At 30.4% G+C, this 11,488-nt stretch carries 9 protein-coding genes; 7 read left to right on the plus strand and 2 right to left on the minus strand.

Translation table 11 applies throughout. From position 1 onward, the window contains the following. Positions 1–36 precede the first annotated feature (36 nt). On the plus strand, positions 37–1,725 hold the full coding sequence (locus tag AQ1685_RS00580) for a glutamine--tRNA ligase/YqeY domain fusion protein (RefSeq protein ID WP_095068794.1): 1,689 nt from the start codon (positions 37–39) through the stop codon (positions 1,723–1,725). Positions 1,726–1,890: 165 nt separating this feature from the next. Beyond that, complete coding sequence (locus AQ1685_RS00585; RefSeq protein ID WP_095068795.1) at positions 1,891–2,562, plus strand: energy transducer TonB; 672 nt, start codon at positions 1,891–1,893, stop codon at positions 2,560–2,562. 64 nt (positions 2,563–2,626) lie between these two features. Here the strand turns inward: AQ1685_RS00585 and AQ1685_RS00590 are convergent, their stop codons facing one another. Continuing rightward, positions 2,627–4,237 carry an Ig-like domain-containing protein gene (locus tag AQ1685_RS00590; RefSeq protein ID WP_095068796.1) on the minus strand — a complete coding sequence of 537 codons (1,611 nt, stop codon included), beginning with the start codon at positions 4,235–4,237 and terminating at the stop codon, positions 2,627–2,629. Positions 4,238–4,279: 42 nt separating this feature from the next. Beyond that, positions 4,280–4,960 carry a ComF family protein gene (locus AQ1685_RS00595; RefSeq protein ID WP_095068797.1) on the minus strand — a complete coding sequence of 227 codons (681 nt, stop codon included), beginning with the start codon at positions 4,958–4,960 and terminating at the stop codon, positions 4,280–4,282. A gap of 45 nt (positions 4,961–5,005) precedes the next feature. Between AQ1685_RS00595 and AQ1685_RS00600 the strand changes: the two genes are divergently transcribed. The 5 genes from AQ1685_RS00600 to AQ1685_RS00620 all read left to right on the plus strand — a co-directional run bounded on the left by AQ1685_RS00600 (position 5,006) and on the right by AQ1685_RS00620 (position 11,469). After that, complete coding sequence (locus tag AQ1685_RS00600; RefSeq protein WP_095068798.1) at positions 5,006–5,569, plus strand: class I SAM-dependent methyltransferase; 564 nt, start codon at positions 5,006–5,008, stop codon at positions 5,567–5,569. Between the two features lie 27 nt (positions 5,570–5,596). Continuing rightward, positions 5,597–6,787, plus strand: coding sequence for a GTPase HflX (hflX, locus tag AQ1685_RS00605; protein WP_095068799.1), 1,191 nt, complete (start codon positions 5,597–5,599; stop codon positions 6,785–6,787). A 172-nt stretch (positions 6,788–6,959) separates the two neighbouring features. Beyond that, a complete protein-coding gene (locus AQ1685_RS00610) occupies positions 6,960–7,685 on the plus strand; it encodes an energy transducer TonB (RefSeq protein WP_095068800.1) in 726 nt (241 codons plus the stop codon). Positions 7,686–7,756: 71 nt separating this feature from the next. Further along, positions 7,757–10,561, plus strand: coding sequence for a TonB-dependent receptor (locus AQ1685_RS00615; protein WP_162288542.1), 2,805 nt, complete (start codon positions 7,757–7,759; stop codon positions 10,559–10,561). 167 nt (positions 10,562–10,728) lie between these two features. Then, positions 10,729–11,469: an energy transducer TonB gene (locus AQ1685_RS00620; protein WP_157730035.1), complete on the plus strand. Its 741-nt coding sequence runs from the start codon at positions 10,729–10,731 to the stop codon at positions 11,467–11,469. Positions 11,470–11,488 lie beyond the last annotated feature (19 nt).

Below are 11,488 nucleotides of genomic sequence, written 5' to 3' on the forward strand. Positions count from 1 at the left end.
ATAAATAATTACTTTTGCTCTTTAATCGTATTGAAAATGTCAGAAGAAAAAAAATCACTCAATTTTATTGAACAAATCATAGAAGAGGATTTAACTAATGGAATGAAAAAAGAAAACTTACGTTTTCGATTTCCACCAGAACCTAACGGATATCTTCATATTGGGCATACAAAAGCTATAGGAATAAGTTTTGGTTTAGGAGAAAAATATAATGCTCCTGTAAATTTACGTTTCGACGATACCAATCCAGCTAAAGAAGAGCAAGAGTATGTAGATGCAATTAAGAAAGATGTTTCTTGGTTAGGATATCAATGGGAAAATGAATGTTATTCTTCAGATTATTTTCAACAATTATACGATTGGGCAGTTCAGTTAATTAAAGACGGAAAAGCTTATGTAGATAGTCAAACTTCTGAAGAAATGGCTGAGCAAAAAGGAACACCAACAGAACCTGGTGTAGCTAGTCCGTATAGAGATAGAACTGTAGAAGAGAACTTAGAGCTTTTCACTAAGATGAAAAATGGTGAGTTCGAAGAAGGTGAACATGTACTTCGTGCAAAAATAGATATGGCGTCTCCTAATATGTTATTAAGAGATCCATTGATGTATAGAATTTTAAAGAAATCTCACCACAGAACTGGAAACGATTGGGTGATTTATCCTATGTACGACTGGACACACGGTGAAAGTGATTATTTAGAGCAAATTTCTCACTCTTTATGTTCTTTAGAATTCAAGCCACATCGTGATTTATACAACTGGTTTAGAGATCATGTTTATGAGTACAGTAAAAACGATTTTCCTTTAGTTCCAAAACAACGAGAGTTTTCTAGATTAAACTTAAGTTATACGATTATGAGTAAGCGTAAATTACTTAAGCTAGTTGAAGAAGGAGTTGTTTCTGGTTGGGATGATCCAAGAATGCCAACAATTTCAGGTTTACGTAGAAGAGGTTATACTCCAGCTTCAATCAGAAACTTTATTGAAACAGTTGGGGTTTCAAAAAGAGAAAATATAATCGATGTTGCATTATTAGAATTCAAAATCAGAGAGGATTTAAATAAAAATGCAAATAGAGTTATGGCGGTTCTAAATCCAGTGAAATTGGTCATTACTAATTATCCAGAAGATAAAGAAGAAATTCTAATTGCAGAGAACAATCCAGAATTAGATGCGGGTTCTAGAGAAGTTCCTTTTTCTCGTGAATTATATATAGAAAGAGAGGATTTTAAAGAAGAAGCAAATAGAAAGTACTTTAGACTAACTTTAGGTAAAGAAGTTCGTTTAAAAAACGCCTATATCATAAAAGGAGAGAGCTGTGTGAAAGACGACGAAGGAAATATTACTGAAATACATTGTACATATGATCCTTTAAGTAAATCTGGAAGTGGTACTGAAGAAAGTAAACGTAAGGTAAAAGGAACATTACACTGGGTATCTAAAAAGCATGCAATTTCTGCGGAAGTTAGGGTATATGATAGATTATTTTCTGATGAAGCTCCAGATAGTCATAAAGACAAAGATTTTATGGAGTTTTTAAATCCTGATTCTTTAAAAGTGATTAATGCTTTTGTTGAACCAAGTTTAGTTAATTCTAAAGTTGGAGAAAGATTTCAATTTCAACGTTTAGGATATTTTAATGTTGATGATGATAGTACCAAAGAACGTTTAGTTTTCAATAAAACTGTAGGTTTAAGAGATACTTGGGCAAAGGTTAACAAGTAGAACTAATTCTATTTGTTAATTTCTGTTTATTGTAAATTTTATAATTATAGCTACTTAATTGCGTTAAAAAAATAGAAATAATATAGTTATTTTTGTTTTTTAACATAATTTATGTAATTTAGTAATCCCAATATTATTAATTACCAAGTATAAATCCCCCCTAAAATGAAAGATTTACGTTGGTTACTTTTATGTTTGTTGTATGCGCAAATAGTAACATCTCAGTCGAATAAAACTTGTGAAAAGCAAAAAACGATTTTAATTGAAGATCTCAATTATATAAATAAATGTAAAGTAGAGAATAAGTTTGATAAAAATCAATCTGCTAGGCGAATAGTTTTAGGTTTTAATGCTCAAAAAAGACGTTTTTTAAGAAAACGAAGAAAAGAGTTAGCTAAAACACTCAATTCAATCACTTCCAAAGGAATTTCAAAAGAAAAAAATGCTGAATTATCAGTCAATGTTGATATTTCAGACTCAAAAGAAGTTTTCACTTTCCAAAATGTAGATAAATTACCAGTATTTGAAAACTGTACGAATTCAAGCGATAACTTAAGATGCTTTAACGTTTCTATAGGAAGTTTTATACAAGAAAACTTTGAATATCCAGAAGAAGCTATAGAAGATGAAATCGTGGGTAAAGTAACCATTAATTTTATCATCAATAAAGAAGGTAAAGTTGAGGCTATTGAAGCTACAAATGAAAACAATGAAAAGAATATTTTAACAAAGTATAGCAAACAATTGATATCTAAATTATCTAGAGTAAAGCCTGCGGTAAAAAATGGAAAACCAGTAGCCGTGTCTTATGAATTATATTTAGATTTTTCTCTATAAAGAATAGTAAATATTGAAGCATATTATATAACAAACAAAAAAAAGAGACTTTTAAGTCTCTTTTTTATTTTATAGTAAAGTTTAAGTTAGAAATCCAATTTGCTCTTAATTCAGGAAGTTCGTCAGGATAATATAGAATACGTTCTGGTAATTTTTTTTCTAAATAATTTCCAGTATCCCAAATACCATTGTTGTTTTTATCAATGATGGCTCTAATACTATATGATTCAGGTATTAAAGAATTGAATTCTACTTTGCCTGAAGTTTTTAAAATCTGTTTTTTGTAAACTTCATTGTTTTTTAGCAATTCAATAATAACCGGAGACTCTACTTCTTTATTTACATTTAAAATGATACTTCCGTAATCTTCAGTTTCTCGAGTAGAAAATGTATAAGTAAGAGTATCTTTAGATTTTACTTTAAATATATCCTCTATGGCATTAGGAAGTGCTGTAAATTTGTACGGTGTCTTCATCTTTTGCTTAAAAAGAACACTCAATTTGTTGTTTGAAGTCATTTTTAATGTATGAGCAACTTCAGTAGTATCGCCAGTATTCACCAATGAAAATTTTGAACTGTCAAAATTTCGAATAGGATTATTAGTCATTAACATGAGGGTATCTCCTATGTGTAAAGTACTTTTGATATTAGGCGAAATGGAAAGAGAATCTAATTTCTTTTTTCTTAAGAAAACGGTGGCTGTATCTATCGATGTATCTTCTGAAATTATAAAATTTAAAGAATCTAGCTTTTTTTCAGAGAAATACCAATAATTTAGAGTGTCTTTATCTTTTTCAAATTCAGTTTTGAACATAAAATCTTCAGGAACTTTTGATAATAGCTTTACAGTCATGTTTTTTTGATTACCAGTGTATCCAAACTGAATCTTTCCTTTGCTTACTTCCTTTCCTCGTTTAAAAATATATGGTTGAACTTCTTTAAAAAGTACAATAGGTGATTTTATTATGCTGTCTTTAGGTAGGTATAATGTGTCCTTTAAAAAACCTATTTTGTCTGTTCTGGAGTTAAATTTATAATCAGAAACAGATTCATCTATAGCCATTAAAAAATATTTGCCTTCAGCAAGATTGGTAAATTTATAATTTATAGAATCATATGTTCTTGTAACATAATCTGGTTTTCTCTTGTAAACAATAGAATCGTTGTAAGTAGAATCAATTTTATATAATAAAACACTGTAATTTTTCTTGGCTTCTTGTATTTTTATATCCTTTACAGATCCTTCAATAGCTAAAGAGTCAATAAAATTTCCTGTCGAAAAGATATATTTAAAGTTTTCAAGAGGATTATTTTCATTATTATCCTGAATTGAATTTCCAAAATTAAATGTGTAGGTAGTGTTCTCTTTTAAAGTATCTAAAATTTTAATGTTTATATACTTACTAGGTGTTCCTTGTGGAGTTATTAAAGGTTCATTTTTAAAAGGAGGAGAAATAATTAATTGTTTATTTAAGTCTTTTAAAACGATGTACTCATCAAAATAAATACGAATGTTATCATCATTGAAATTCAAGGATTCGTACGCCGGTTCTGCAGAAATTAATATCGGTGCATCTTCATCTTTAGGTCCGCCATCAGGCCTTCCTTTTCTTGCACAACTGGTAAAGATTAAACTAAAGCTTAAAAGAAAAAGTATAAGATTATAATGCTTCACAAAGGTATATTTAAACGTATTCAAAAGTAGTAAAAAAAAGCCTTAGACTTTTAATGTATATGCCATAGTAGCGATGCTAATAGAAATGTTTTTTGTTTTTAATAAAGCCTTAACACACGATTCTAAAGTAGCTCCAGTGGTAATAACGTCATCAACAAGGAGAATGTGTTTGTCTTCGTAAAAACGAGTATCTAGTAAAGTGAACTTAGTAGAACTCTCATTGTAGCGGTCGTATCTTGATTTTTTTGTTTGAGTCGAATTGTCAGAAACTCTTACTAGTAGACTTTCATCATAAGATACATTCAATTGTTTAGCAATACATTTTGCAAAAGCAGAGACTTGATTATATCCTCTTTTTTTAAACTTTTTTTTATGCAATGGAACAGGAATCACATAGTCAATATTTTTAAATAAATTGTGTTTTCTTATTTTATGTGAAAACCATTCTCCTAAAAAAACACCAACATCTTCTCTTTTTTTATATTTAAGATGATGTATTAATCTTTGTGTACTCGTATTCCTTTCATAATAAAGCAAAGAAGAGAATTTTTTGACCTCTAAACTTTTAAGAATATTGGTTGTAAAAATGTCATTATCATCAACAATAGGTAAGTCGTTTTTACAGTTACTACATAAGATAATTTCATTTGAAAACAGATGGTTTTCACAATTTATACATAAATTAGGATAAAAAATATCCAATAAATCCTTTAAAAAGCGCATATTTGCTTAGCAATTTTTTGATAAATTTAAAAAAATAATACTTACTTGGGAAAGAAACTTAATTTCTTTAAAGAAGCTGTTTTAACTGCAAAAACATCAGGAACTATAACGCCGAGTTCTAGATTTCTTGCTGAAAAAATGCTTAAAGGAATAAATTTTAATAATATAAATTTAATAGTTGAGCTAGGATCTGGAAACGGAGTTATTACAAAACATATTTTAGATAAACTTCAACCCAATAATCATTTAATATGTTTCGAGATTAATGAAATGTTTTATCAGGAATTATTAAAAATAGAACATCCACAATTGACAGTTTTAAATACGTCTGCAGAATTTTTAATAGCTGAAATTCAAAAGCAGGGTTTTAAAAATGTGGATAGTATTATTTCTAGTTTGCCATTATCTATTATACCAAAAGAAATTTCGCAGAATATATTAAACGAATCGTATAAGTCGCTAAATTCTAATGGTACTTATGTGCAGTTTCAATATACATTAGACTACTACAAAAAATTAAAAAAATTATTTGGTAAAGAAAATGTGCGTCTAAAATTTGAAGCTTTAAATATTCCACCTGCATTTATTTACAAATGCACAAAGAAATAATTTTTACAATTTGTACTTTTGCTCTCTATGATAGAAACGAGAGAAGCAATATCTGAGAAAGTTGTTTTAATAGGAGTAATAACTCAGCATCAAGATGAAGACAAAGCAAATGAATATCTTGATGAATTAGAGTTTTTAACTCACACTGCAGGAGGTGTTCCTGTAAAACGTTTTTTACAAAAATTAGACAAACCTAACCCTAAAACTTTTTTAGGATCTGGTAAACTAGATGATGTAAAAGCATTCATTGAATCGAACGGAGTTGGTACTGCTGTTTTTGATGACGAATTATCGCCTGCACAATTAAGAAATATAGAAAAGGTTCTAGATTGTAAAATCTTAGATAGAACAAACCTTATTCTCGATATTTTCGCAAGTCGAGCACAAACTAGTTCTGCAAAAACTCAAGTAGAATTAGCACAATATGAATATTTACTGCCAAGGTTAACGCGAATGTGGACTCACCTCGATAAACAAAAAGGAGGTATAGGTATGAGAGGACCTGGGGAAACAGAAATAGAAACAGACCGTCGTATTATTAGAGATAAAATTACGTTGCTAAAGAAAAAGCTACAAACTATAGATAAACAAATGGCTGTTCAGAGAAAGAACAGAGGTAGAATGGTTCGTGTTGCTTTAGTTGGATATACGAATGTTGGTAAATCCACATTAATGAACGTAATAAGTAAAAGTGATGTTTTTGCAGAAAATAAACTTTTTGCGACTTTAGATACAACTGTTAGAAAAGTAGTGGTTAAAAACGTTCCTTTTTTACTTACAGATACTGTTGGTTTTATTAGAAAGTTACCAACACAATTAGTAGAATCGTTTAAATCTACTTTAGATGAAGTAAGAGAAGCAGACTTATTAATTCATGTTGTTGATATTTCTCATCCAAATTTTGAGGAGCATATTGCTTCAGTAAATAAGATTTTAGATGAAATTGATAGCGCAAATAAGCCAACAATAATGGTTTTCAATAAGATTGATGCTTATACACATGAAACAATTGATGAAGACGATTTAGTTACCATTAAAGGAAAGGAGCATTATACTATCGAAGATTGGAAAAGAACTTGGATGAATGATTTAGAGAAGAAAGCTTGTTTTATATCCGCCACGGAAAAAGAAAATATAGAGAATTTCAAAAATGTGGTTTATGATGAAGTTGTAGCCATTCACTCAAAAATATTCCCATATAACAATTTCTTGTATTAAATTCATTTTTCGGTATTAAAATTGTTGAATATGTATTATAAATAGCAAAAAATGTATAAAAAATCAATTTCAGGTGTACTGATAAGATATTTTTTTTACTTTTGCAAGTGGAACATAGCGTAAATTTAGTAAACTTATTAAACTTTGTTTAAAAGTTTTAACTCCCCAACTTATGAGAAAATACATATATATAGCATTTTTCATGTTTTCTTTAAGTGCCTTATCCCAAGGTAGTAATGAAACATGTGATACACCAGAGAGTCCTATAGAAGATTTAAATAGTATAACAAAATGTACAGTTAAACCTTCGAAAAAAGGAAAAGACAAAAAGTCTAGACAAATCTCTGTTCGTGTATCTGCCCCAAAAAGAAGATTTTTAAAGAAAAGAAAGAAACAAGCAGCAACAGAAGCAAATAGCTTAAACAGTACTGGTGTTTCTGCGGTAAATCATTCTTCAGATATTACCAAAACACTAAAGCTAAAAACAAATTTAGCAGCCTTAACAAATACTTTATCTAAAGAAGAGATTCGTAGTGCTCAAAAGTTTAGTAGTGTAGACAATATTCCTGCTTTCCCAGATTGTTCTGGAGAATATGGCGGAGATCAATTAGATTGTTTCAACAATGAAATGATTGGTCATATACAAGAGCACTTTAGTTATCCTAATCAAGCAATGATTGATAAACTACAAGGAGAAGTTTGGGTGCGTTTCATTATAGATAAAGATGGTAACGTTACCAATATTAAAGCTTTAGGTCCAAAAGGAGGTAAAATTCTTAAAGACGAAGCTATTAGAGTAGTTTCTAACTTACCTAAATTTAAACCAGCAACAAAAGCAGGAAAGCCAATATCTGTAAAATATGGTTTTCCAATCAACTTTTCTTTAGAAGATAACTAATAATTTAGTAACTTTCTTCTCAGTAAAATTCAATTAATCAAAATTTATAAGCAATGGTCAAAAAATTACTTATGCTGCTTTTTATATCAAGCAGTTATTTTTTGTTTGCACAGACAGAAGTTAAAGGTTTAGTGTTCGATGAATACTTAGAACCTTTTCCCGGAGCAACTGTAAAAACAAGTGAAGGCAAAACAACAAGTTCTAATTTTGATGGTGAATTTGTAATTAAAGTAAAAAAGTTCCCCGTAACAATTACAGTATCTTTAGTAGGTTATCAAACCGAAAACATTCAAGTAACGAGTGCAGACGATGATTTAAATGTTATTCTAAAAGAAACATTGGGATTAGATCAAGTAGTAGTTTCTGCATCGAGAACTCCTGAACGAGTTATAGAATCGCCTGTAACGATTGAAAGAATTGGAGCAAACGAAATAAAAAACACGCCTTCAGTAAATTTTTACGAAAGCTTAGGAAATTTAAAAGGAATTGATGTATTAGCAGATAGTTATAATGTAAAAACTATAAATTCTAACAGAGGTTTTGCAAACACACTTAATGTTCGTTTTATACAGTTGGTAGATGGTGCTGAAACTACGGTGCCGATCTTAGATTACTCTTTCGGTAATACTTTTGGATTAAATGAATTGGATGTTAAAAATGTCGAGATCCTTCCTGGTGCAGCTTCTGCATTATATGGGGCAAATGCCTTTAACGGTATCTTATTAATGACAAGTAAAAACCCATTCGATGATGCTGGAGTAAGTACATATTTTAAAACAGGTGTTACAACACAAGAAGACAGAGGTCAATCTCAGTTTTACGATGTTGGTATTCGTTTAGCGCATAAATTTTCAGATACATTTGCTGCAAAAGCTAACTTTACATATAGTGCAGGAGAAGAATGGTTAGCAAATGACAAAAGAAATTCTACTGGACAAGGAGGTGACATTATAGAAGGTACACCAGATGTTAATGGTTTAGATTATGATGGAGTAAATGTTTATGGAGACGAGATAAGTTTACCATTAACAAGAATCGCTAGAATTGCTGGTGTTACAGATCCTGCTCTTTTAGGTGCCTTTGAAGGTATTAATATTGCAAGGAGAGGTTATGCTGAATCTGAATTATTATTAGGTGATACAGACGCAAAATCATTATTATTTGATGCTGGATTATATTTCAGACCATGGAAAGATGATACAGAAATAATTTTATCATCAAAGTTTAATTTACTAGACAATTATCTTCACGCTAGTAACAGATATATTCAGAAAGGTGCATTTATTAAACAGTATAAATTAGAGGTTAAAGGAGATAACTATTTTGTTAGAGGTTATTTGTCTAGAAATAATGCAGGTCAAACTTGGGATTCAAGATTAGCTGGTATCGCTTTAAATGATAGATGGTTAAATAATCAAAATTATTATGGTCAGTTTGCTTCAGAATTTTTTCAGTTGATCAGTCCTTTAAATCCTAACGCTTTACCTATCGAACAAGCAGCTTTAGAGGCAAGATCTAGAGTTGAAGCAAATAGATTACAACCAGGAACAGATGCGTTCAGGGCAGCAGTAACAGATATTACAAATACTCCTGTTAGTGAAGGTGGAGCAAAATTAGTAGATAATTCAGGATTTTTGAATGTAGACGCAAACTATAACTTTGCAGATAAAGTAGATTTTGCCAATATTCAAGTTGGAGGTAGTTATAGAAAGTACTTTTTAGATTCAGGTGGGGAAATATACACTGATGATAATGGAGAAATTGCCTACAGACAATTTGGTATATATACTCAACTTCAGAAAAAACTTTTAGATGACCGTTTAAAGTTAACAGGTACTGTTCGTTACGATAAGTCTGATAACTTCGATGGTAATTTTTCACCGCGTTTCTCAGTTTCGTATGCTGCAGGTGAAAAAAGAGATCATAACTTCAGATTTGCATTCCAGACAGGATTTAGAAACCCAACAACACAAGATCAGTATATAGGTTTACAGTTAGGAGCAGATAGAGTATTCTTAGGTTCTGTAGAGGAAAATTTGGGTAGAGAAGTTACAGAAGTAACTTCAAGAGCCTTCACAAACTTCACTACGACTTTATCAGGAGAAGATGCCTTCAGTAATTCTTACACTGCTAGTTCTATTGAAAGATTTGCGCAAACAGGAAATGATTCAGATTTAGAAAAAGCGGAGTTAAATTTTGTTACGCCAGAGATTGTACGTTCGTTCGAATTAGGGTATCGTGGTGCTGTAAATTTGGCTGATAATCTTTTTGAATTTGATATTGTAGGTTTTTATAACTTACATACAGATTTCATTACTACAAGAGATGTTTTTGTTCCTTTTTATGGAACAGTTAATTCTACAGATGTTCCTGCGGGTGCTCCAGCTAATGGAATAGACGCGATTAGGAATCAAGATATTTTAAGATATGTAATTAGAACTAACACAGATTCAGAAATAGATACTTATGGTTTTTCTGCTGGTTTTAATACAAAAGTATTTAATGGATTTGATCTTGGTGCAAGTTATGCTTTTGCTGATTTTAAGTCTGATGGTAAAGATCCAGAGTTTAAAGAATCATTTAATACACCTAAGCACAAAGTAAAAGTTCAATTCGGTCATAGTCGTTTATTCAAAAACTTTGGATTTAACATCAATGCTCGTTGGCAAGATGCTTTCTTATATGAGTCGTTTTTCATTGATGCTATTGTAGAAGAAAGAACAGTCTTAGATGCGCAAATAAACTATGGAATTCCAGCATTAAAATCTATTTTTAAAGTTGGTGGAACAAATTTAGGAGGAAAAGACTACGTAAGTGTTCCTGGTACAGGAACTATAGGTTCACAATATTATATTTCTTGGGTTATTAATAACTAAAAGAAACGTTGAAATAATCATAAAAAGAGAGGTAACTACCTCTCTTTTTTTTTGTTATCTACATTAAAATAATTGAATATTTTGTTTTTTATTAAAAATAAATGTACTTTTGCGCCCTGAAAGAACCAATTCAGCTACTACGAAGTAAAATAGTAAATGTTAAAAGTATGAAAAAAGTTTATTTACTTGTAGTATTATTGTTATCCCTAAATAGTTTCGCCCAGGACACATGTGACACGCCTGAGGAAAATACTATTGAAGATTTAAATAGTATTACAAAATGTTCTATCAAACCAGCTAAGAACAAGAAAGACAAGAGAAGTAGACAGATTACAGTTCGTGTATCTGCATCTAAAAGAAGATTTTTAAAGAAGAGAGAATCTAGAAAAAAACTTGCAGTTTCTGGAGCAAGTACTCTAAATTCTTCTGGGGTTTCTACAGTTTCAAATAACTCTGGAATATCAAGTAAACTTTCATTAAAAAAGAAATCAGCTTCAAGTAATATAGCCGCTTTAACTAACAGTTTATCTGAAGAAGAAGTTAGAAAGGCAGATCGTTTCAATACAGTTGATAAAATACCTGCATTTACCAATTGTAGTTTAACTAAAAAAGGCGAAATGATTGATTGTTTCAATTCTGAAATGATGTTACATATTCAGAAACATTTTAGATATCCAGCAGAAGCAGTAAGAAACACTGTTGAAGGCGAAGTATGGGTGCGTTTTATTATCGACAAGAATGGAGAAGTAAAAAACATCAAAACTCTAGGGCCAGAAAATGCTGAAATCTTAAATGAAGAAGCAAAACGAGTAGTAACTAAATTACCAAAATTTACTCCAGCAAGAAAAGATGGAAAGCGTGTAGCTGTAAAGTACGGTTTCCCAATAAACTTTTCTTTAGAAGAATAAATTCCCAATCCTTAATATA

This window comes from Tenacibaculum jejuense (genome assembly GCF_900198195.1).
Taxonomy (GTDB): Bacteria; Bacteroidota; Bacteroidia; order Flavobacteriales; family Flavobacteriaceae; genus Polaribacter; species Polaribacter jejuensis.

What these genes read in the sequence shown, in the direction of transcription:
- AQ1685_RS00580 (WP_095068794.1), top strand. Translation starts at nt 37, where the DNA reads ATGTCAGAAGAAAAAAAATCACTCAATTTTATTGAACAAATCATAGAA.
- AQ1685_RS00585 (WP_095068795.1), top strand. Translation starts at nt 1,891, where the DNA reads ATGAAAGATTTACGTTGGTTACTTTTATGTTTGTTGTATGCGCAAATA.
- AQ1685_RS00595 (WP_095068797.1), bottom strand. Translation starts at nt 4,960, where the DNA reads ATGCGCTTTTTAAAGGATTTATTGGATATTTTTTATCCTAATTTATGT.
- hflX (WP_095068799.1), top strand. Translation starts at nt 5,597, where the DNA reads ATGATAGAAACGAGAGAAGCAATATCTGAGAAAGTTGTTTTAATAGGA.
- AQ1685_RS00610 (WP_095068800.1), top strand. Translation starts at nt 6,960, where the DNA reads ATGAGAAAATACATATATATAGCATTTTTCATGTTTTCTTTAAGTGCC.
- AQ1685_RS00615 (WP_162288542.1), top strand. Translation starts at nt 7,757, where the DNA reads ATGCTGCTTTTTATATCAAGCAGTTATTTTTTGTTTGCACAGACAGAA.
- AQ1685_RS00620 (WP_157730035.1), top strand. Translation starts at nt 10,729, where the DNA reads ATGAAAAAAGTTTATTTACTTGTAGTATTATTGTTATCCCTAAATAGT.